The sequence below is a fragment of the Rhizobium laguerreae genome, from assembly GCF_019778565.1.
Lineage (GTDB): Bacteria > Pseudomonadota > Alphaproteobacteria > Rhizobiales > Rhizobiaceae > Rhizobium > Rhizobium laguerreae.
Genome location: NZ_JAAXQT010000009.1, coordinates 21240 through 43462, shown reverse-complemented (window position 1 = coordinate 43462; position 22223 = coordinate 21240). Strand labels below are relative to the sequence as shown.

The window sequence follows — 22223 nt, the reverse complement described above, 5'->3', positions numbered from 1 at the left end:
CGTTTTGACCTTAGAGCAAGGATGATTTTAGCTCATATCGAAGACGGCGGCGTTGTCCTGAACCTCGCGCAGCCCCTTGTAGGAGGCATGGCGGAGATTGCCGTCATCCGTCCAGCCGCGAAACTCGATCTCGGCGATCAGCGTCGGCTGCACGAGGACAAGACGCTTGCCCTTCAGGGGAACGGCAGGCCGGCTCGTCTTCAACCGGTCCAACGTCTTTTTCAGGTATTCAGCATCTCTGGCACCGAAACCGGTTCCGACCGACCCAACGTAAATCCAGTCGAGCCCTTGTCTGCCGGCCAGCAGCAGCCTGCCGATGCCGCCGCGGGCGGATGCCGACTGCTCATAACCGACGATCATGAAGCTCTCGCTCTGGACGCATTTGATTTTCAGCCAATCGCCCGTGCGACCGCTGCGGTAGGGCCGGTCGCGGTGCTTGGCAACGATGCCTTCCAGATGACGATGGCAGGCGTGCTCGAGGAGGTCTTCGGCCGGCAGCTCTATCTCTTCGGAGATGCGGATCGTCTGATCATCGCCTTCCGGTATCAGGTCTTCAAGCAGGTGCCGGCGTACGTCAAGCTCGGTGCCGGTCAGATCGTGTCCATCGAGATAGAGAAGGTCGAAGGCAACGAGGATTGACTCGGTCGACACCCGCTTGCCGCCCCGCCCGCCGAGAGAACGTTGCAGGGCGCCAAAATCCGATCGGCCGTGATCATCGAGTACAACGGCCTCGCCATCGAGAATGGCGGTCGTCACCCCAAGCTCTTTTGCTGCCGCAGCGATGGCGGGGAAGCGATGGGTCCAGTCATGGCCGCCGCGAGTAATGACTCGCACGCCCTTCGGTTCAATATGGATTGCCAATCGATAGCCATCCAATTTCACCTCATAGAGCCAATCCGGCCCCACGGGCACAGTCGGCTTCAGCAGTGCGAGGCACGGCTCAATGCGCGACGGCATTGGATCGAAGGGCAGACTGGGCTGGTCAGGATCGCGCTTGCGGATCGGACGAGAGTGCAGCGTTGAGTGAGATTCGTCGAGCAAGGGCAGAATTGGGCGGCGCGGGCGCGTCATGATCAGGTCTAGCGCCTCCCCGGGCGGTTTTCCGCTTCGACCGACTTGCGCAGGGCATCCATGATGTTGATGACATTGCTTGGTGCCGGCTCTTGTTTTTCCTTGGACTTGGACGCTGTCCTGCTCGGCTTTTTCATCTGCTTCTTCTTCGCGTCGATGATGTCGAGGAGTTTGTCCTGAACCGGATCGGAAACCATCTTCGGGCTCCAGTGCTGCGTCTGCTTTTTGATGAGCTGCTGGACAAGCGGCATCATTTCGCTGTCGGCAGGCTGGTCATCGACTCTCTCGAAATAGGTCTCTGCATCGCGCACCTCATCCCCATAACGCAGCGTCCAAAGTACGATGCCCATGCCGCGTGGCTCCAACATGACGGCGCGTTCCCGTCTCGAGATCACCAGTCTCGATATGCCGACCATATTCTCGGCGGCCATGGCGTCGCGAATGACTGAAAACGCCTCCTGGCCGACCGGATCGTCCGGAGAAAGATAGTAGGGCGTATCGAGCCAAATCCAGTCGACGCCGTCGCGCGGTGCGAAAACTTCGATGTCGATTGTTTTGGTACTGTCGAGCGCGATACTTTCGAGTTCCTCGTCTTCCAGAATGACATACTCGTTCTCGCCGCGTTGATAACCCTTGACCTCGTCCTCATCCTTCACCTCCTTGCCGGTGACGGAATCCACATAATGGCTGACGACGCGGTTCTGCGTCTCTCGGTTCAAGGTGTGGAAGCGGACCTTCTCGTTTTCCGAGGTCGCGGGCATCATCTGCACGGGGCAGGTGACAAGCGAGAGCTTGAGATAGCCTTTCCAGTGGGGACGAAGGGCCATTGCATCCTCCGATCAGCTGGCGCGGCGGTGTTGAGCGGCGCCGGTGCCACGCGACTTCGCCGATGTAGCACGCGCTGCCTTCTGGCGCGCTTTTCCGGCATTTGCGTTAGCTGCGGTGCGCTTGTTCTTGGCGGGCGCGGGCACTCCGGCACTTTCACGCAGCGCCTGAAGCAAGTCGCTCGGCTTTGATGCGGGAGGCGCCTTCTTCTTCGGCAGCGTACGGCCCTCTATCTTGGCCTTCACCAGCTCGGCGACGGCCTCCTCATAGCGATCATCGAACTGCTTCGGATCAAATTCACCTTTCTTGGTATTGATGATGTGCTTGGCAAGTTCCAGCATCTCGCCTTCGATCTTCAGGTCCGGCATTTCCTCGAAAGCCTTCTGCGACGAACGGACCTCATAGTCATAGTTCAAGGTGGAGCCGACCAAACCGTTGCCGTGCGGCCGAATGAGAACGGTACGCAGACGCCGGAACAAGACCGTACGAGCAATTGCAGCAACCTTGGCCTTTTTCATGCCGTCGCGCAGCAGCTTATAGGCGTCTCCGCCTAATTTGTCGGGAGCAAGGTAGTAGGGCTTGTCGAAATAGACATCATCCACTTCATCGCAGGGAATGAACGCCTCGACGGTAAGTGTCTTATCGCTGTTCGGAATCGCGGCCGCGACTTCGTCGGGTTCAAGGACGACATATCGCCCGTCCTCGATCTCGAAACCTTTGACCTGATCCTCGCGCTCGACGGGATCGCCGGTTTCGCTGTCGACGAACTCACGCCGAACCCGATTGCCAGTCTTTCGGTTAAGGGTGTTGAACGCGATCCGTTCGGACGAGGATGCGGCCGTGTAGAGCGCGACGGGAAACGCAACTTCTCCAAACTTGATGTAGCCTTTCCAATTCGCCCGCGGGGCAACCATCTGCGCGACTCCCTCACACAACCAACGCGAGTCAACTCAATCACCCGGCTGATTGTTCCGCCGCGAAACGAATCTAATTTCAATGACTTAACGTACGACAGCCTCCCGTATTCCGAGTCCGGAGATGTTCTTGATTCGATGCATCTTTTTGTCACGGCGTGCGTCGCAAGAAGACGGCAACCACAGGAATAGATGACATGACCAAGCGCGAACTGATCGATACCGGCACCGACAAACGCTATGTCCGCCGTAATAAGCAGGGACAGTTTAAGGAGAGTGATGACGTCGGTCGCTCGCTAGCTGCCGATCGCCGCCAAACGGCCAAGACGAAAGCAAAGGCCGGCGAGGGCGACCGAGGCGATTGCAACCTCAAACATTGACGAGATCGCCAACCGCATCGATCTCCCGCATCGGTCTCTTCGGCCAGACAGCCGATGCGGGTCGTCCTGCCGCCGACAAGCCGTTTCTTGGTCGCGGCAGGATCAGCGGGCGCTGTACTTTGCGTCGAGATCATCCATGGCCTTGACGTTACCGGCAGAGCGGCCGTTCTCGTCGAAGGTCTGGGCAAGAAATGCGTCAGCGATCGACTTTGCAAGCTCGGTTCCGATGACGCGGGCTCCCATGGTGATGATCTGCGCATTGTTGGAAAGTGCTGCACGCTCGGCAGAATAGGTGTCGTGCGTCAGGGCAGCACGGATGCCCGGAACCTTGTTGGCCGAGATGCAGACGCCGATGCCGGTGCCGCAAACGAGGATCGCCTTGTCGTAGGTGCCGTCGATGACGCCTGAGGCAACGCGATCCGAGAGGTTGGCATAGAAAGGATCAGCGCCGGCGCTGGTACGCGAGACTTCGTAGACGTCGAAGCGGTCCTTCAGATGGTCGGCCAGAACCTTGGCGAGGCCTTCGCCGGCGCTGTCTCCTGCAATGGCAAGTTTCATTGTCTTTCTCCTCAGAGTTTGGCGGCACATCTGGCCAGGATGTCGAGGTAACCTTCGACATTCCAGGCCGAACGGCCAATGAAGAGCCCGTCGATATGCGGGCTCGAGATCAGTTCTTCGCAGTTCTGCGGGTTGACCGACCCCCCATAAAGGCAGGGGATCTTCCGGCCCAGCACAGTTTCGGCGACGGCTATGATTTCAGACTGGCGTGCATCCGCATATTCCGCGGTCGCCGGGATGCCCTTCTCGCCGATCGCCCAGACCGGCTCGTAGGCGAGCAGGATTTCGGCGCTTTTCTGGGCGCCGGAAAGTTTCGAAAGCGCCCCGCGCACCTGGATCGCGAGGATATCGGCGGCCTTTCCGCTTTCGCGGTCGGAAAGCGTCTCGCCAATGCAGATCAGCGGAATTAGGCAGTGGCGAACGGCTGCTTCGGTCTTCAGACCCACTGTCTCGTCGGTCTCTGCAAAATGTTCGCGCCGTTCGGAATGACCGAGCTCGACGAGATCAAGATTGCAGTCCTTCAGCATCACCGGCGAGACTTCGCCGGTCCAGGCACCCTGATTGGCCCAATGCATGTTCTGGGCGCCGACCTTCACCGAGGTCTTGGCAAGCAGCGACTTGACCTCGCGCACCGCTGTGAAGGGCGGAATCACAAAGCGCTGGATACGCGGGTCACGCGCGGCATCGGCAGCTTCGAGGCCGCGGGCGAAATGCTCGGCTTCAGCAAGCGTCTTATTCATCTTCCAGCTGGTGCCAATCCAGAAGCGCGGCTTTTCGGTCATGTCGGATCCTGCGTTGATGCGATGGTGAGCGTAATGCCCGCCTGCTCGAATTCCTCGAGGACAGCGGCATTCGGTGCGCTGTCGGTGATAACAGCGTCGAAATCGGCCAGGTCCGCCATGACATGCAGGGCAGTGTGGCCGATGCGCTGATGGTTGACCAGAAGGCAGGTCCTGGTCGACGACGCGATCATCGCCCGTTTGGCGCGCACGACGTTATCGTCCATGTGATAGGCGAGCCCGCCGCTGACGGCGGGCGTCGAAATGAAGGCGATGTCGGCTCTCAGGCGCGACAGTGCCTCCTCGGTGACGACGCCGAGATAGGCGTTGAATTTGGCCGAGTAGATCCCGCCGAGCGCGATCAGCGTGATGCCGGTTTCGCCTTTCAGCCGCTCCATGATCGCCGCGTTGTTGGTGATCAAGGTCAACGGCCGCTTCTGCAGCAGCATTTCGCCGAGCACGGCCGCCATCGAGCCGTCGTTTACCATCACCGTCATACCCGGCTCGACCAGTTCCAGCGCGGTCTCGGCCATAGCCAGCTTGGCCTCGTTGCCCTGGCGTTCGCGAATGCGGAAGTCGCTTTCGAACTGCGTTCCGGCGTCAATGGTCGCGCCGCCGCGAACCTTGCGCAGGACGCCGGCCTGCTCGAGATCGTCGAGATCGCGATGGATCGTCATCTTTGACACGGTGAAGCGATCGGCAAGGTCGTCGAGATCGACGGTCTTGTTTTCGACGAGCAGGTTGACGATCAACTGCTGCCGCTCTTCCCGCCTCATCCCGATCTCCACCCTCGTTTGATGTTAAGATAACGGAGTATGCGTGATAATCAACATTTATTATGTTATTTTGCGATCAAATATTGTTGTGTTTCCGTAGCTACTTCAGCAGCGACTGCGCGGTTCGTTCGTCGGTGATCAGCCCGAAAAGGCGACGGCTATTCAGAATTGCCCGGATGGCCGCCACTTTCGACTGTCCGCCCGCCAGCGCCACGAGCCGCTCTTTCTTGGTTTTGGGAAAAGATGCAGAGAGCGTGCGCGCCGTCAGCGCGGTCTCGAGGATATGGCCGTCGGCGTCGAAAAAATGTCCGAGGATTTCGCCGACGCCGCCTGCGGCAGCAATGTCGTCGATTTCACCCGGTTCGACCATGCCGGACAAAACCAGCTGCGCCTCGGCATCGACAGTTCCCAGGCCGACGAGCTTGAGGTCGGCATTATTGGCAAGATCGAAGACCTCCTTGACGGCACGCTGCGCCTTCAGCACTTCGCGGTCCTCGCCGGTATTGGCAAAAAAGGGAACCGGCATGACATAGGCATGGGCGCCGGTCTTTTCGGCGATGCGATGCATCACGTCATAGGGATTGGCGCCGTAGTTTCGTGTCAGCCCGCCAAGCAACGAGACGAAGCGCAGGTTCTTCGCGCTCACCCTCGGCATATATTGCACGGCGGCGGAAAGCGTGCGGCCATGACCAAGGCCGATCACCGTATTGTCGCCGCGCTCGATCTCGCGCTTGAGATAGCCGGCGCCTGCATGGCCGAGTGCGCGCAGCGGCAAGCCTTCCTCGCCGAGATCGGGTGCGACCTCGCAATATTGAAGCCCGAACCGTTCCGAAAGCCGCATCTCCAGCTCGACGCATTCGACGATATCCCCGTCGATGGTAACTTTGACGACACCATCGGCGACCGCTCTGGCGATCAGTCGATGGGCCTTTACCGACGGCACGCCGAGGCGGCGCGCAACGTCGGACTGCGTCAGGCCACCGGCATAGTGAAGCCAGGCAGCACGCACGGCAAGCGTATCATCGGCGTCCGTCATCACGGCTCCTTTTCGAAGGTCATGCGGCGATTCCGCCGTATCGCAGTGCTGCCTTTTAAAGATCTCCGCCTCAGATGTTCAAGTCGGCGATGCCGGTGTCGATATGCGGCGCCCAGAAGGCGACGCTTTCGGCAATCTGCGGGATGACCTGGCGATCGTTCGGCTCGCGTTCCTTGAAGGAGAGTTCCAGGCAAATTTCATTGTCCTTCGCCCCACCTTCGGCCAGCGCCTGGAGCAGAGGTGCCGGCTGGATGCGGCCCTTGGCGTTAAATTCGGCGGTAAAGGGCCGGTGCCCGCCCTTGTCCATCAGGCTCTGTTTAATGTGGATGATCGGCGATATCGGCGGGACGGCACGCGCCCAGGCATAGGGGTCGTAGTCGTCGGGATTGGCGGAGGTTATGTCGCCATGATCGATATCCGCCATCATCCACATCGGGATGGCCATTCCGGCCGATGTCAGCCGCTCCTGCAGCGACAGGCAGGCGCCGATCGTCTCGCCGAACTCGCGGCCGATGCTCATCGGTTCCCAGAACATGTAGGAGAGGCCTGCGGCACGCGCGTGCTCGGCGACATCGGCCCAACAATCGATGGCGATCTTGATCAGTTCCTCGCGTCTGGCCGGATCGTCGAAGTCCTTGTATGTGAAGATCGCAAATTGCGTTCCGACCGAGTGGCCGCCGAGATCGGCGGTGATGTCGGCAAAGGTCTTGAACCAGTCGAGGTAGTAGCGGCGCACATCGGCATCCGGATGTCCAAAATGGTTGAGGCGCCCATAGGGGCCTGTCATGCCCGAGGTGACCCGTACGCCGGTGCGTTTCAGCGCAGCGCTCATCGTGCGCGTCAGGCGGCGGATGACGGGTGCCTGCCAGCTCGGATTGATGAACTCGTGGGTCAGTTGAATGTCGCGGATCCGCAGGTCGCGCGCAACCGTGTCGATCAGATCGTCTGGGTCGGCGAAGCGGTTCACCAGCGGATTGGTATTGAGCGAAAGGGTCAGCGGCATGGCGGCATCCTTCAGGCGGCGGCAAGGCGGGTGGAAGCAAACCACTCGCCAAAGGCCGCGCGTTCCGCTTCGTTCAGATGGAGGTAGTGTTTGGTGCGGCGATAGAGGATGTCGTCCGCCGTTTCGGCCCATTCCGTTGCGACGAGATAGCGGGCCTCGGCCTCATAGAGCTGTCCGCCGAAATGCCGCCCGAGCCCTTCCATGCTTGTCGCGCCGGCAACCACGTTCCTGGCGCGAGCGCCGTAGAGACGGCCGTAGTGATGCACGAGTTTGCGCGGCATCCAGGGATAGATATCGCGCAGGCTGTTGGCGAAGCTCTCGTAGTCGGCATTCGGAATTTCGCCGCCGGGCAGTGGCGCTTTCTCAGTCCAGTCGCCTCCCATATTCGGGAAAATATGCTTGAGACGCTGCATGCCGCGTTCGGCGAGCTCGCGGAACGTGGTGATCTTGCCGCCGAAGACGTTGAGCAGCGGAGCGCCGCCTGTCTCGTCGAGATCGAAGACATAGTCGCGGGTAACAGCGGACGGATTGCCCTTACCATCGTCAAACAGCGGGCGCACGCCGGAGAAGCTGTGCAGCACATCGTGGCGACGCAGCTTTTCCTTGAAGTAGCGATTGACCGCCTGGAGTAGATACTCGATCTCCGTCTCGTCGGCGGCGACATCCTCGGCCCGGCCTTCGTAAGCGATATCGGTCGTCCCGATCAGCGCCTTGTCACCCTCGTAGGGATTGATGAAAATGACGCGTTTGTCGTGGTTCTGGACCAGATAGGCATTGGCGCCCGGCCAGAACTTCGGCACGATGATGTGGCTGCCCTTGACGAGCCGGACGTTGCGGCCGGAGTTCGATCCGGCGACGCGATTGATGATGTCCATCACCCAGGGGCCGGCGCAGTTCACCAGACATTTGGCACGGAAGGTTCGCGTCTCTCCCGTGGCGTTGCTTTTCGTGACCACAGTCCAACCGCCGTTCTCGCGACGGGCCGAAACGGCCGGCGAGCGGATCAGCACCAGAGCGCCGTTTTCCGCTGCGCTCACCGCATTCAAGGTCACGAGGCGGGCGTCGTCGACCCAGCAATCGGAATATTCAAAGCCGCGTGTGTATTGATCGAGGATCGGCGTGCCCTCGGGGTCGCGGAGCAGGTTGAGCGTGCGGGTCCCGGGCAGCTTCTTGCGGCCGCCGAGATGATCATAGAGGAAGAGGCCGAGCCGCACGAGCCATGCGGGGCGATCCTCTGGGCTGTGCGGCAGGACAAAGCGCATCGGCCAGATGATATGGGGCGCGGCATTGAGCAGCACTTCACGCTCGATCAGCGCCTCACGCACCAAGCGGAATTCGTAATATTCGAGGTAACGCAGACCGCCATGCACCAGCTTGCCCGAGCGAGACGAGGTTCCCTGTGCCAGATCGTCCTTTTCGCACAGCACGACCTTCAGGCCGCGACCAGCGGCATCGCGTGCTATCCCCGCACCGTTGATGCCTCCGCCGATGACGAAGAGATCCAGGAGTTCGGGTTCGGTCATGTCATGCTCCTTCAATGCCTGCTGCATCAGAATTACGCGCCCAGCGGCGACGTCGTTGCGGCTTCGGCAAGCTTGTCCCAGGCGGGCGCCATTGCCTGGCGTACATCGGTGTAGGCAGAAAAAAGCCGGTCGAACCTGTGGGCCTCGCTGGCATCCGGTATCTCCGGATCGCCGAGCAGCGGCGTCACCCAGTCGGCAATGCAATCGTCCATGCTGGAATAGACGCCGACAGCCACCGCGGCCATCATCGCCACGCCGGCCGCCCCGGTCTCCTCGCGGCGCGACTGGCGGATCGGTGCGTTGACGGCGGCCGAAAGTGAGCGGCGAAGGGCGACGGAGCGTGTTGCCCCGCCGGTGACCCGCAGCTCTTCGGGCATCGCGCCCATCGCCGAGTAGCAGTCGCGGGTGGCAAGCCCCAACCCTTCGACCACGCTGCGCAGCAGGTCGGGGAAGCCGTGACGCATCGAAAGCCCGGTGAAGCCCGCGCGCGCATTGGCGTTGACGAAAGGCCCACGTTCGCCCGCTTCGGAAATGTAGGGATGGTAAAGCACCGACCCCGGCCGGCTTTCTGCAAACCAGCCGTCGATGCGCGCAATGAGGTCTGCATGCGAAGCAGGCTTTCCTGCCTCGGCCATCAGATAGGCGGCGACGTCGAGGATCCAGTCGACGTTGATCGTGGCGCCCATATTCGTCTGGACCTGGGTGACGATGCCGGGGATAGGCAGGGCGATCACATAGCCGGTCCCTTCACGATTGAGCTGAACATCGGCAACGGACTTGGCGCGCAAGTGCACGCCGGTCGAGCCGATCGTCGAGCAGGCGGCGTTGTGAGCGCCGCTGCGCACGCCTGCACCAAGCGCCGTCATCACCATGTCGACATAGCCGAGGCAGACCGCCGTTCCGGCAAGAAGCCCACAGGCCTTCGCCGCCTGCGATGTCAGTGGGTGGCTGATCTCGCTGCCGTCGATGATTTCGGGCAGGAGCCTGCGTCTATGGTCAAGGCCGAGCGCGTCGATCACGACTGCATCATACTGGCGCGTTCTGAAATTGCCGAAGGTGAAACTCGCCTCCGATGGATCGGTTGCCCGCACGCCTGTAAGGTTGAGATAGAGCCAGTCCTTGCAGTGCAGCGCCGTCTCCGCCCGATCGAGAAGATCCGGCGTGAAGCGGTCCATATGGGCAAGTTGCGCGCCCTGCTGGCAAGTGTTGAGCCCGGTGCCTGTTGCCTCGAAGCGGGCACGGTTCTGCGTTCCGCCGGCGAGCGACGTCACTGTCGGCGCGGCGCGCGCATCGAGCCACAGCCAGGCGTCGGCGACCGGCCGATTGCCGCGGCCGACGAGCCAGGTTCCGTCGCCCTGTCCGGTGACGGCGATAGCTGCGGTGCGGGATGCAAGATCAGGGACTCTTTCGCCGAGGCCACGCAACGCGCTGGCGCAATCGAGCCAGGTCTGATCCAGCGACTGCGTTGCCGAGCCATCGTCTCCGGTGGCGTATCTATTGCGCACGGAGGCAGTGGCGATCTGGCGGCCGGACAGATCGAAGGCGACAGCCTTGATGACCGAGGTGCCGGCATCTATCCCAATGATAATCTTCTCGGTCGATGTCATTGCAGGCCTATCTCGCCACCACCGCAAGCGCCGCGGCGGGCCATACGCGCATCAAATTCATCTGAAATCCTCCCGATCCCTAACTCTCTGCGATGATGCATGCGGCTGCCAACTTCGGTTCTTTCACGAGCAACGGCAAGCGCGGCCACTTCGGCAAATCCCAGGATCGGCGCGCCGCAGAAACCTTCCTAAGCTCGCTCGAAAAGATAACATAAAGATACCATAATGCTAGTAAGATTTTTCTAGCGGTGTAATTTTTTTCATCTAAAATAGAGGAGTAGGGAGTTTGCTTCCCCGCCGCCGCGCTATCGGCAGGTGGCGTCAAAAGCGGCAGAGCGCGCAATGCTGTAGCTGTGAGATAATAGTTAAAAAACATGTGGATGGCGAAATTGTGGGCTGAATGACAGATGTGAAAGTGTCTGCATTTGCCGCCGCTTTTTGCTGCACCGCAGCGTGATGAACAAGATGTGAGGTCGTGCATTTCAGTCAAGTTGCCACGAAAGTGCCGTTGACAGCTTATAAAATATATAACATCATCTACGGCATAAATAACATACTTCTATCACGGAAGTCCCTTCCTGATGGAGAATTGCAGGCCAAGGCGGTTGGAGGAGACAATCGCCGGTCTTGTTGAGGAGGCTTCCGATGCGAATTTTCGTCCAGAGTTGCGCTCTTGCGGGCGGCCCGCCGGCTTCCGTTCCAGTGCGACGCAGTGCTTCAGCCCGTCTGCGGTCATCATCGCGCTAGCCTTCTTCACCTCGCTATTCCAAGCCCAAAGGCCGAACGGACATGAGTACATCGCCCGATTATCCAGCATCAAAGCCGAGCAGCAGCAATCGCACGCTCCTTGTCAGCGCGGCGTTGACGGCCATCGTCGTTGCAGCGATCGCGTTCGATACGACGGTCGTCAGGATCGGCTCCGAAAACGATGTCCGCCAGCAGGCATTCTCTCCGGAAACCTTCGGCGCCGAGCAGTTCCCGAAGATCAAGGCGAATGTCGAGGAGCGGGCCGTTGCCGCCGCCGATCTCGCGGCCGCCATTGCCGCCGACAAGAAGGCGGCGGCCGAGAAATACGGTACCGCGACGAGCACCGGACCGGTCATCCCCGTCACGCTGACCGGCGTTTTCGGCGCCCGCAAGTCGAACACCAACGAAATGAAGATCGATGGGTTGCCTCCCGAGACGGTGGTCCGTGTCCAGACCGGCCCTGCGGTCAACGGCACGGACCTCCGCGATGCAACCGGCACCATCGAATTCGGCCAGTTTACCAACCAGATCCAGTATCAGGATGCCGGCTCGGCCATCAATAACGAGATGAAGAAGGCGGTTTTCGCGGGCCTGGATGCTGACGCCCTGGACGGAAAGCAGGCGACCGTGGTCGGCGTCTTCAAGCTCATCAACCCGAAGAACTGGCTCGTCACGCCGGTAAAGGTCGAGCTCAAATGAACCAGCCGCAACGCAGCAACGGGGCGAAAGGCGAGGTGGTCCTCGCTGCCCGCAACATAGCAAAATCCTACGGCAGCGTTCACGCCCTCAAGGGAGTGAACTTCGACATCCATCGCGGCCAGGTCACAACGCTGTTCGGGGAGAACGGCGCGGGCAAGTCGACCCTGATGAAGATCCTTTCGGGTGTGGCGCAGCCAAGCTCCGGCGAGATCATTCTCGACGGCTCACCGATCAGCTTTACCTCGTCGACCCATGCGCGCGAGTGCGGGATCTCCATCATCCATCAGGAGCTCAGCCTGGCCCCCAATCTCAGTGTCCGCGACAATATTTTCATGGGCCGCGAGATCATCAAGGGCGGTGTCGTCGATTTCGCTGAAGAGGAGCGTCAGACCCGGGCGCTGATGGAAGAGCTCGAGGAAGACATCGATCCGCTGACGCGGGTCGAGGATCTTCGCCTCGGCCAGCAGCAGATTGTCGAAATTGCCCGGGCACTCTCCGTCAATTCGCGCATCCTGATCATGGACGAGCCGACCTCGGCGCTGAGCGCGACGGAGGTGGAAGTGCTCTTCAAGGTCATCCACGACCTGACGAGCCGTGGCGTGTCGATCGTCTACATCTCGCATCATCTGGAAGAGGCGCTGCAGATCACCCATCACGCCGTCGTTCTGCGCGACGGAAACATGACGGCCTATGCCGAGCGCAAGGACATCGATCTCGAATGGATCGTCCGCAACATGGTCGGCGAGAATTTCGACCTTGGCAGCCCGCCGCAAGGTCACCCGTTCGGAAACCTCTCGCTTTCCATCGAAAACCTCAGTGTCCCCGGCCCCTCCGGCGCTGCCTATAATGCAGTCGATCGTCTGTCGCTCAAGGTGCGTGCCGGCGAAATCGTCTGCATCTACGGGCTGATGGGCGCGGGGCGCACGGAACTGCTCGAGTGCATTGCCGGACGTCTGCGCGCAAGTGGCGGACAGGTTCTGCTCGAAGGACAGGACGTCAGCGGGCTCAGCATCGCCGGGCGCATTGCCAGCGGTCTCGTGCTCGTGCCCGAAGATCGCCAGCGCGACGGCCTCGTCCAGACGATGACGGTCGGCTCCAATCTGTCGCTTGCGAGTATCCGCGCCTTCACCAAAGGGCTTTTCACCTCCGGCCATCGGGAGCGCGATCTCGTCAATGACGCGATCCGGCGGGTGCATGTGAAAACCGATGGCGGTGCTGCGTCGATCGGCTCGCTCTCCGGCGGCAACCAGCAGAAGGTCGTCATCGGCAAGATGCTGGCAACCCAGCCAAAGGTCATCCTGCTTGATGAGCCAAGCCGCGGCATCGACATCGGCGCCAAGGCGGAAGTTTTCAAATTGCTCGCGGAGCGCGCCAAGCAGGGATTGGCGGTCATCTATTCGACGTCCGAAGTCAATGAATGCCTGAGTATCGCACACCGCATCATCGTCATGCACCGCGGCAGGATATCGGCCGAGTTCGGCTCGGATGTCACCAAGGAAAAGATCATGGCCGCCTCCGGCGAAGCCGTGATCGCGCACTAGCCTGGATTATGGAGCACTGATTATGTCAGTCACGAACGTCACCGAAAAGAAATCAGTTTCCAGCGGGCCGAAGCGCAATACCAATATCGTGCGTCTCATCCTGGAGGGCCGGGCCTTCTTCGCGCTGATCGTCATCATTGCGGTCTTCTCGTTCCTGTCGCCCTATTACTTCACGCTGAACAACTTCCTGATCATGGCGTCGCACGTCGCGATCTTCGGCATTCTGGCGATCGGCATGCTGCTCGTTATCCTCAATGGCGGTATCGATCTGTCGGTCGGCTCGACACTGGGGCTTGCAGGCTGCATCGCCGGTTTCCTGATGCACGGCGTCACGCTCACCTATTTCGGCGTCATCCTCTATCCGCCGGTCTGGGCCGTCGTCGTCATCACATGTGCGCTCGGTGCGCTGGTCGGTGCGGTCAACGGCGTGCTGATCGCCTATCTCAAGGTGCCGGCCTTCGTCGCCTCGCTCGGCGTGCTCTACGTCGCCCGCGGTATCGCGCTCTTGATGACCAACGGCCTGACCTACAACAATCTCGGTGGCCGTCCGGAACTCGGCAATACCGGTTTCGACTGGCTCGGCTTCAACCGGCTCGCAGGCATTCCGATCGGTGTCATCGTGCTTGCGGTTCTCGCCATCATTTGCGGCATCGTGCTGAGCCGCACCGCCTTCGGCCGCTGGCTCTATGCCTCAGGCGGTAACGAGCGAGCCGCCGACCTCTCCGGTGTCCCGGTCAAGCGTGTGAAGATCATCGTCTATGTGCTTTCGGGCGTCTGTGCTGCGATCGCCGGTCTGGTCCTCTCCTCGCAGCTGACTTCAGCCGGTCCGACGGCAGGCACAACCTACGAACTGACGGCAATCGCAGCCGTGGTCATCGGCGGCGCGGCGCTGACCGGCGGCCGCGGTACGGTTCGCGGCACCATGCTCGGCGCCTTCGTCATCGGCTTCCTTTCGGACGGCCTCGTGATCATCGGCGTCTCGGCCTACTGGCAGACAGTATTTACCGGCGCTGTGATCGTTCTCGCCGTCCTCATGAACAGCATCCAATACGGCCGCCGGGTCAAATCGTCCTGACGGCTAAGACCGAAACTTATCCACGACGGCAGATTGGAATCCACGAAGCCGATTGCGGAAAGCCCTGCCGGATCCCCGGCAATAACTAAGCTCACGAATGGGAGAGAGACTATGTTTAAGAAAGGCATGCGCATACTTCTGGCCGCCGCGGCCGTAGCACCGCTTCTGGCAAGCTCGGCTTGGGCAGCGGGCATGATGACGATCATCGTCAACGATCCGTCGAATCCCTATTGGCTGACGGAAGGCAATGTTGCCAAGGCAACCGCCGAGAAGCTCGGCTACACGGCCTCGGTCAACGCCCACAAGGGTGACACCAATACCGAAAGCAACCTGATCGATACGGCGATCACCAACAAGTCGGTGGCGATTATCCTCGACCCGGCAAACGCCGACGGTTCCGTCGGAGCGGTCAAGAAGGCCGTTGCTGCCGGCATCCCGGTCATCCTCGTCAACGCCGAAATCAACCAGGAAGGCCTGGCCAAGGCGCAGCTCGTTTCCAACAACGCACAGGGCGCCGCACTCGGTGCGCAGCAATGGGTCGAAGCGATCGGCGACAAGGGCAACTATGCCGAACTCTTCGGCGCTCCGTCCGACAACAATGCTGCAACGCGGTCGAATGGCTACGAAACTGTCCTTTCGCAGTATCCGGATCTGAAGAAGGTCGCCAAGGAAGTTGCCAACTGGGACCGCACCCAGGGCCACAACAAGATGCAGTCGATGCTGCAGGCCAACCCAGATATCGTCGGCGTCATCTCGGGCAATGACGAAATGGCGCTTGGTGCGATTGCCGCGCTCAAGGAAGCCGGCAAGCTCGCCAATGTGAAGGTCGGCGGCTTCGACGGTTCGCCGGATGCCGTTGCTGCCATCAAGGCGGGCGAACTCCAATACACCGTCCTCCAACCGGTTGCCGTCTTCTCCGAAGAAGCCGTCAAGCAGGCCGACAATCTGATCAAGACGGGTAACACGGGTGCCAAGAGCGAGAAGCAGCTCTTTGATTGCCTGTTGATTACCAAGGACAACATCGACAAGTACACTGGCCCGTTCGTTCTGGCTCAGTAAACAGAAGAGGGCGCTCGCAAGAGCGCCCTCACTTTCATGCTGGAAGCGATGGCCGGCGGTTCAATCACCGGTTGCTCTTCACGTTTTTGCCTTGGCGCGGCAATCACTGTACGAAGCTGGGATCCACAATTCAGCGACAGGGGTGACCCGTGACACAGAAGACCAGCCGGGACGACGATCTGTTGGACCAACTCACCAGCGACAGCCGGCAGACGCGCCAGATCGCGCGCCGCCGCATGATTGCAGAGGCCGTGATGGGTGAAGGCTCGATGCGGATTGAAGACCTGACCGACCGCTTTGGGATCAGCCTGATGACGGCTCATCGCGACGTCGATGAACTCGTCAGCCGCGGCCTCTTCAGGAAGACGCGCGGCATCGTCACGGCGGCGGCGACCAATCTCATCGAATCCAGCGACGTCTACCGCTCGAACCGTCAGTCGGCCGAAAAGAAGCTGATCGCCGAGGCGGCAATGCAATTCGTCGAACCGGGGCAGGCGATCTTTTTCGATGACTCGACCACGGTTCTTCAGATGGCGGCACATCTGCCGTCGAAGGCGCCGGTCACCGCAATCACCAATTCCCTGACGCTGATGAATGCGCTGACGGGCCTGCACGACGTGACGCTGCTCGCCCTCGGCGGCCAGTATTACAATTGGTGCAATGCCTTCATGGGTCGCATGACCATCAACGAGATCAAGGCTCTCAGGGCCGATGTCGCGTTCATCTCGATGTCGGCGATCAGCGATGGCACGGTGCTGCACCAGTCTCCTGAAACAGTCGATACCAAGCGCGCCATGTTCGACTGTTCCGTAAAACGCATCCTGCTTGCCGATCATACCAAGTTCGAACGGCGTGCGCTCCACAGTTTCGCAGCACTGGATGAGTTCGACGTGGTCATCGTCGACGACAAGACCCAGCCGGTGCACATCGACCGCATGCGGTCCAGAGATATCAACGTGGTCATCGCCAGGGGCGCCGGAGGGCGCTCCTGACGGCGCCGACCCGTTGCTCCTCGTGAGGTAAATCTGAATGCCGACACTGCTCGGGATTGATAGTGGTTTGACAGTCACCAAGGCAGTCATCTTCGATATCGACGGCACGCCTCTTGCAGTCGCTCGGCGCCGCGTCACGCAGTTCATTCCGAGGGCACGCCATATCGAGCGCGACATGGATGAATTGTGGAACGCGACGGCCGATGCCATTCGCGAAGCGATTTCCCTCAGCGGACGACCGGCAAGCGACATAGAGGGCATTGCCGCTACCGCGCATGGAGACGGCATCTACCTGCTCGATCACGCCCGGAAGCCGCTTGGCCGGGCCATTCTCTCGCTGGACAGCCGGGCAGGGGCGATCGTCGACCGGTGGACGCAGAGCGATGTCGCCGACCTGGCGATCGAACTGACGGGACAGATCCCGCACGTCTCCGCGCCATCGGCATTGCTTGCCTGGATCCGCGAAATGGAGCCTGAACGCTATAAGCGCATCGGCCATTTCTGCAGCTGCAAGGACTGGCTGCGGTTCTGCCTGACCGGGATCATCGGTACGGACCGCACCGAAGCGAGCACCTCCTTCACCAATGTCAAAACGCAGAACTACAGCGAGGACGCCCTTCGGCTGTTTGGATTGCAGGATCTCGTCCACGCCCTGCCGCCGGCCTCGCGCTCCGACCAGATCGTCGGACGCGTGACCCGTGAAGCCGCGCAGCTGACGGGCCTTGCCGAAGGGACGCCTGTCGTTGCCGGTCTGCACGACGTCACGGCCTCGGCGCTCGGGGCAGGGGGCTATGCCAAGGGCGTTGTCGCAGTCATTGCCGGGACCTATTCGATCAACGAGACGCTTTCGTCGGAACCGCGTGTCGATCGACGCTGGTTCTGCCGCAACGGGATTGCGCCCGGCATCTGGAACAGCATGTCGATCTCCCCGGCCTCGACAGCCAATTACGACTGGTTTCTGGATACGCTCTGCGCTGCCGAGCGAATGAATGGCGAGATGCAAGGCAACTCGATCCACGCCCTGCTGGCGCCCGAGATCGACGCCGCCTTCGAGCGCCCCTCGACGGCGCTCTTCCATCCCTATCTGTTCGGCTCGCCTTATGGCGCAGCAGCCAGCGCCGGCTTCTTCGGGCTCGGTGGATGGCACGACCGCGGCGATATGCTGCGCGCCGTGCTTGAGGGCATCGCTTTCAATCATCGCATCCATGTCGACGCGCTTCGCGACGGCTTTGCCTTCGATCAGGCGCGGCTCGCCGGTGGCGTCTCGCGCAATCCTGCCGTCGTGCAGATGTTTGCCGATGTGCTTGGCATGCCGGTCACGGTCACCGAGACCGATGAGGCGGCCGCCTGGGGTGCTGCGCTTTGTGCCGGCTCGGGCGCCGGTATCTTTGCCGATCCGCAGAGCGATCCGCGCGACACGGCCTCCATCGCGAAAACTTGCCGGCCGGATGCGGCGCGCAGCGCGGATTATGAAAAGCGTTACCGGGTATTCCGCGACATTGCCGACGCGATGATCCCCCTTTGGCCTAGGATTGCCGCGCTTGCGCCGGAGCAATCGGCAAACTGAAAAGACAAATGCCTGCAGCGGCGGGCGATTGAGGACGATGAGCATGACCCCCGATTTGCAGCAGCGCTTCTCGAATCTCGGCGAGAACGATATCGACGTTTTGATCATCGGGGCGGGCATCAACGGTGCCGGCCTGTTCCGCGACCTCTCGCTACAGGGTGTCAATTGCCTGATCGTCGACAAGGCCGACTTTGCCTCCGGCACGAGCGCCGCACCATCGCGGCTCATTCACGGCGGCCTGAAATATCTGGAAACGGGTGAGTTCGGACTGGTTGCGCAGTCGACGCTTGAGCGCAACCTCCTGCTCAAGAACGCGCCGCATTGCGTCGAGCCGCTGCCGACCTTCATTCCGGTCTTTTCCTGGACACGCGGCATCTGGGCAGCGATCCGGACGCTCTTCGGGTCGAAGACGGCGCCGCGCAGCCGTGGTGCGGTTCTCATCAAGATCGGGCTTCGGCTCTACGACTTCTTCGGTTCGCGCGACCAGGTCATGCCGCGCCACCGGCTGATCCTGAAGAAACAGGCGCGCAAGGAAATGCCGCATATTACGCCTGCCATCGTCGCCGGCGGCATCTATTACGATGCCAAGATCAGCAGGCCGGAGCGGCTCGTCTATGAGCTCGTGCGTGATGGTCTCGACGCGAATGCGGGGAGCCTCGCGGCGAATTTCGCGACACTGGCCGCCGTTTCAGACGGGCGTTTGACCTTCCGGCAGCCCGATGGTCGCGAGTTCGGCGTCGCTCCCAAGCTGGTCGTCAATGCGGCAGGTCCTTGGATCGATCACGTCAACACGTTGCTCGGCGCTCCATCGCACCTGATCGGCGGCACGAAGGGTTCCCACATCCTGCTTGACCATCCCGAATTGGTGCGAAGCCTCAACGGCCACATGATCTATTTCGAGGCCGACGACGGCCGCATCTGCCTGGTCTACGACTATCTCGGGCTGGCGCTGGTCGGCTCGACCGACATTCCCGCGGATGATCCGGACAACGTCTCCTGCGAAGAGCCCGAAACGGAGTATTTCCTCGAAAGCGTCCGCTCGCTGCTGCCGACGCTGCGCTTCGATCACAACCAGATCGTTTACAGCTATAGTGGCATCCGCCCGCTACCTGCATCGGATGCGACCGTACCGGGGCTGATCAGCCGCGATCACTCCGCGCCGGTGAAGGAGCCAGAGGACGGCAGACCTTTTCCGATCATTTCGCTGGTGGGAGGCAAGTGGACGACATTCCGCGGCTTTGCGGAAGAGGTCGCCGACACCATTCTCGCCCGGCTGCAGCGCAGCCGCAGCCAGTCGACGCGCTATCTCGCGATCGGCGGCGGCAAGGCCTTTCCGGCTGAGGCCAAGCAACGTAACGCCTGGATCAGGGATATGGCGTCACGCAGCGGCGTTGTTGCCGAGCGAGCTGACGAACTGCTCGGCCGCTACGGCACGACGGCTGTGGCCCTGCTTTCTTCCCCCTCAAGCTATTCCGACGAACAGCGCCTGACCGGTGCGTCGCGTTACAGTTTCCGGGAGATCGACTGGATCGCCCGGAACGAACTCGCCGTCCACCTGTCGGACATCGTGATGCGCCGCACGACGCTTGCGATCGAGGGCCGGTTGACGCTGGAAGGCCTGCGGGAAATCGCCGGCGTTGTCGGGGCGGCGCTCGATTGGAATGCCGAACGAACGGCAAGCGAAATCGAGGATGTTGTCAGCCAGCTGAGCCGCTTCCACGGCCAAGCACTGACGGGCGGACCTGTCGCCGCCGAGCCGGAAAAGGCACCCGCCCGGCCTCGGGCTAGCCCAGTTTCAGGAGAAAGCCGGATCGAGTGAACCGGACTTGTAACGCTTCGCCATTTCCGCAACGGGAAGGGGCGTGATGCGGCCCGCCATACCGGCCGTGCCGAACTGTTCGAAGCGCTCCTTGCAGAGCTTGGTCAGCGCCGTCATTGCCGGCTTCAGATATTTGCGCGGGTCGAACTCGCTCGGGTCCTCCTGCAGCACGCGGCGGATCTGACCGGTCATCGCCATTCTGCCATCGGTATCGATGTTGACCTTGCGCACACCGTTCTTGATGCCGCGCTGAATTTCCTCGACCGGCACTCCCCATGTCGGCTTCATCTGACCGCCATATTTGTTGATGATCTCCTGCAGCTCGATCGGGACCGAGGACGAGCCATGCATGACGAGATGCGTGTTCGGGAGCTTGCGGTGAATTTCTTCGATGACGTTCATCGCCAGCACCGAACCGTCCGGCTTGCGGGTGAACTTGTAAGCGCCATGCGATGTGCCCATCGCTATAGCGAGCGCATCGACCTTGGTTTCGCGCACGAACTTCACGGCTTCGTCCGGATCGGTCAGCAGCTGGTCATGCGAAAGCTTGCCCTCGGCGCCGTGGCCGTCCTCGGCCTCGCCCATGCCGGTCTCCAGGGAACCGAGAACGCCGAGTTCGCCTTCCACCGAGATGCCGCCGAAATGCGCCATATCGGTCACCATCTTGGTGACGCCGACATTATAGGCCCAGTCGGCGGGCGTCTTGGCGTCCGCCTTCAGCGAACCATCCATCATCACCGAGGTGAAGCCCGCCTGGATCGCCGTCATGCAATTGGAGGGATCGTTGCCGTGATCGAGATGCACGCAGACAGGAATATGCGGATAGATTTCGACGACGGCATCCATCATGTGCTTCAACATGATGTCATGGGCATAGGCGCGGGCTCCGCGCGACGCCTGCATGATAACCGGCGCATGACACGCGTCGGCGGCTTCCATGATGGCGAGCGCCTGCTCCATATTGTTGATGTTGAAAGCGGGAACGCCGTAGCCTTCCTCCGCAGCATGGTCGAGCAGTTGCCTCAGCGTAATGCGTGCCATCCAAGATTCCCCCATATCGATGGTCGATCGAAACGCCGCCATCTCTTCGAAACTAGAGCCCAGGCGCGAGCCGTTCAAGCGTCTTATTTTAATAGGCAAAATGGCATAGGAGGATGAACGTAACAAGCAATAATAACAATATCACAACGAGTATGATATTTCTCAGCAGTCATTTCGTACCCACAAGCCGAAAGAAATTCCAACATTTGCTGAAGAGATGGGGCGCATGGTCTTGCCGGCGGTGGCGAGAGCTCTTCAGCCGGGCACCCCTGTGGCCGCTGCGGTTGTGACTTATGGACGACCAGCATCAGCCTCGACTTAAGGCTGATGCAACCGAATGGGCGATATCCGGCAACTGGGGTCAGATCAGACCGTATTGTTCCGCCTTATTGCGTAGGAACGGCAGGCCTTTGCCCATGACCTCTTCCATATCGCGTGCAACGGGGCGCCAGACGGCCAGGCCATAGGCGACCTCAACCGGCATGTTGATGAAGCTTTCCATCGCAAGCCCGCCCTTGAATCCGATTGCGGCAAGCGCGGCATAGATCGCATCCCACGGGATGTTGCCGTAGCCCGGCGTGCCGCGGTCGCTTTCGGAAAGATGGATGTACTTTAGGTGATCGCGGGCGATCAGGATGCCGTTTGCCGCACCCTTTTCCTCGATATTCATGTGGTAGGTGTCGAGGTGAACGAAGATGTTGTCGGCACCGACACGCTCCACCATGTCGACGGCCTGCTGCGCCGAATTGATCAGGTGGTTCTCATAGCGGTTCACGGCCTCGACACCGAGCTGGATGCCGTACTTCCTCGCATGTTTTGCCGCCGCGTCGAGCACTTTGGCGATGTTGTCGTATTCGCCTTGCGTCGGCGGCACGCCGGTACGCTCGCCGATGCCGCCGAAGATGACGCCGGACAGAGCTTCCGCGTTCATTTCCGCAGTCTTTTCGATCGCGACCTTCAGATGCTCGATCGCCGCATCCGGGCGAACGGATGCCCAGGCATGTTCCGGCAGGCCGAGCGAGCAGACGGCGCGCAGCTTGTGCTTTTCGAGCAGGTCGCGGGTGTGTTTGGTATCTACAGCCGGCGCATTGAGCAGCGCGATCTCGATGAAGTCCATTTTGTAATGCACGGCTCCGGCAATCGCCTTCTCGGCGCCTGCGCGATCCCAGTTCATGGTCCACATGCTGGTGTGAACGCCGAAACCTTCCATG

General features: G+C 60.8%; 21 protein-coding genes. 8 read left to right on the top strand and 13 right to left on the bottom strand.

Going from position 1 to position 22223, the window contains the following annotated elements:
- Positions 1-27: 27 nt before the first annotated feature.
- The 3 genes from ligD to ku (HFO71_RS25100) are packed head-to-tail and all read right to left on the bottom strand — an operon-like array spanning position 28 to position 2810.
- Positions 28-1071, bottom strand: a complete 1044-nt coding sequence (gene ligD / locus HFO71_RS25110; RefSeq protein WP_221988557.1) for a non-homologous end-joining DNA ligase — start codon at positions 1069-1071, stop codon at positions 28-30.
- A gap of 8 nt (positions 1072-1079) precedes the next feature.
- Positions 1080-1898, bottom strand: coding sequence for a non-homologous end joining protein Ku (ku, locus tag HFO71_RS25105; RefSeq protein ID WP_221984954.1), 819 nt, complete (start codon positions 1896-1898; stop codon positions 1080-1082).
- Between the two features lie 12 nt (positions 1899-1910).
- Complete coding sequence (gene ku / locus HFO71_RS25100; protein ID WP_077980709.1) at positions 1911-2810, bottom strand: non-homologous end joining protein Ku; 900 nt, start codon at positions 2808-2810, stop codon at positions 1911-1913.
- 197 nt (positions 2811-3007) lie between these two features.
- Between ku (HFO71_RS25100) and HFO71_RS25095 the strand changes: the two genes are divergently transcribed.
- Positions 3008-3190, top strand: coding sequence for a hypothetical protein (locus HFO71_RS25095; RefSeq protein WP_131641156.1), 183 nt, complete (start codon positions 3008-3010; stop codon positions 3188-3190).
- A 102-nt stretch (positions 3191-3292) separates the two neighbouring features.
- Here HFO71_RS25095 and derI read toward each other — a convergent pair whose 3' ends face one another.
- The 8 genes from derI to HFO71_RS25055 form a co-directional block, all read right to left on the bottom strand.
- Positions 3293-3748, bottom strand: coding sequence for a D-erythrulose-4-phosphate isomerase (derI, locus tag HFO71_RS25090; RefSeq protein ID WP_003562478.1), 456 nt, complete (start codon positions 3746-3748; stop codon positions 3293-3295).
- 11 nt (positions 3749-3759) lie between these two features.
- Positions 3760-4530, bottom strand: a complete 771-nt coding sequence (locus HFO71_RS25085) for a triose-phosphate isomerase (protein ID WP_131641157.1) — start codon at positions 4528-4530, stop codon at positions 3760-3762.
- Positions 4527-5303 (bottom strand): DeoR/GlpR family DNA-binding transcription regulator, encoded by a 777-nt coding sequence (locus tag HFO71_RS25080; protein WP_168259318.1) that lies wholly within the window; start codon positions 5301-5303, stop codon positions 4527-4529. The genes HFO71_RS25085 and HFO71_RS25080 overlap by 4 nt, the downstream gene beginning before the upstream one ends.
- A gap of 100 nt (positions 5304-5403) precedes the next feature.
- Positions 5404-6339, bottom strand: a complete 936-nt coding sequence (locus tag HFO71_RS25075; protein ID WP_017956515.1) for a sugar-binding transcriptional regulator — start codon at positions 6337-6339, stop codon at positions 5404-5406.
- 70 nt (positions 6340-6409) lie between these two features.
- A complete protein-coding gene (locus HFO71_RS25070) occupies positions 6410-7342 on the bottom strand; it encodes a sugar phosphate isomerase/epimerase family protein (RefSeq protein WP_077980713.1) in 933 nt (310 codons plus the stop codon).
- A gap of 11 nt (positions 7343-7353) precedes the next feature.
- Positions 7354-8865 carry a glycerol-3-phosphate dehydrogenase gene (locus HFO71_RS25065; RefSeq protein WP_131641160.1) on the bottom strand — a complete coding sequence of 504 codons (1512 nt, stop codon included), beginning with the start codon at positions 8863-8865 and terminating at the stop codon, positions 7354-7356.
- Positions 8866-8897: 32 nt separating this feature from the next.
- Positions 8898-10472 (bottom strand): FGGY-family carbohydrate kinase, encoded by a 1575-nt coding sequence (locus HFO71_RS25060; RefSeq protein WP_245006973.1) that lies wholly within the window; start codon positions 10470-10472, stop codon positions 8898-8900.
- Positions 10473-10551: 79 nt separating this feature from the next.
- A complete protein-coding gene (locus tag HFO71_RS25055; protein WP_206988430.1) occupies positions 10552-10953 on the bottom strand; it encodes a hypothetical protein in 402 nt (133 codons plus the stop codon).
- 308 nt (positions 10954-11261) lie between these two features.
- On the opposite strand from HFO71_RS25055, the gene HFO71_RS25050 reads away from it, so the two are divergent.
- The 7 genes from HFO71_RS25050 to HFO71_RS25020 all read left to right on the top strand — a co-directional run bounded on the left by HFO71_RS25050 (position 11262) and on the right by HFO71_RS25020 (position 19971).
- On the top strand, positions 11262-11918 hold the full coding sequence (locus tag HFO71_RS25050) for a DUF2291 domain-containing protein (protein ID WP_077980716.1): 657 nt from the start codon (positions 11262-11264) through the stop codon (positions 11916-11918).
- Positions 11915-13459: a sugar ABC transporter ATP-binding protein gene (locus HFO71_RS25045; RefSeq protein WP_131641162.1), complete on the top strand. Its 1545-nt coding sequence runs from the start codon at positions 11915-11917 to the stop codon at positions 13457-13459. Before HFO71_RS25050 ends, HFO71_RS25045 begins: the two co-directional genes overlap by 4 nt.
- A gap of 22 nt (positions 13460-13481) precedes the next feature.
- Positions 13482-14534, top strand: coding sequence for an ABC transporter permease (locus HFO71_RS25040; RefSeq protein ID WP_003562489.1), 1053 nt, complete (start codon positions 13482-13484; stop codon positions 14532-14534).
- A gap of 111 nt (positions 14535-14645) precedes the next feature.
- Positions 14646-15593, top strand: a complete 948-nt coding sequence (locus HFO71_RS25035; RefSeq protein ID WP_003550839.1) for a D-ribose ABC transporter substrate-binding protein — start codon at positions 14646-14648, stop codon at positions 15591-15593.
- A gap of 149 nt (positions 15594-15742) precedes the next feature.
- A complete protein-coding gene (locus tag HFO71_RS25030) occupies positions 15743-16585 on the top strand; it encodes a DeoR/GlpR family DNA-binding transcription regulator (RefSeq protein ID WP_131718461.1) in 843 nt (280 codons plus the stop codon).
- 37 nt (positions 16586-16622) lie between these two features.
- Positions 16623-18152, top strand: coding sequence for an FGGY-family carbohydrate kinase (locus HFO71_RS25025; RefSeq protein WP_221988553.1), 1530 nt, complete (start codon positions 16623-16625; stop codon positions 18150-18152).
- Between the two features lie 37 nt (positions 18153-18189).
- Positions 18190-19971, top strand: a complete 1782-nt coding sequence (locus tag HFO71_RS25020; RefSeq protein ID WP_131641165.1) for a glycerol-3-phosphate dehydrogenase/oxidase — start codon at positions 18190-18192, stop codon at positions 19969-19971.
- Here HFO71_RS25020 and fba read toward each other — a convergent pair.
- Positions 19948-21012 carry a class II fructose-bisphosphate aldolase gene (gene fba, locus HFO71_RS25015; RefSeq protein ID WP_025397353.1) on the bottom strand — a complete coding sequence of 355 codons (1065 nt, stop codon included), beginning with the start codon at positions 21010-21012 and terminating at the stop codon, positions 19948-19950. The genes HFO71_RS25020 and fba overlap by 24 nt on opposite strands.
- A gap of 361 nt (positions 21013-21373) precedes the next feature.
- Positions 21374-22222 (bottom strand): sugar phosphate isomerase/epimerase family protein, encoded by an 849-nt coding sequence (locus tag HFO71_RS25010; RefSeq protein WP_025397352.1) that lies wholly within the window; start codon positions 22220-22222, stop codon positions 21374-21376.
- Between the last annotated feature and the right edge of the window lies 1 nt (position 22223).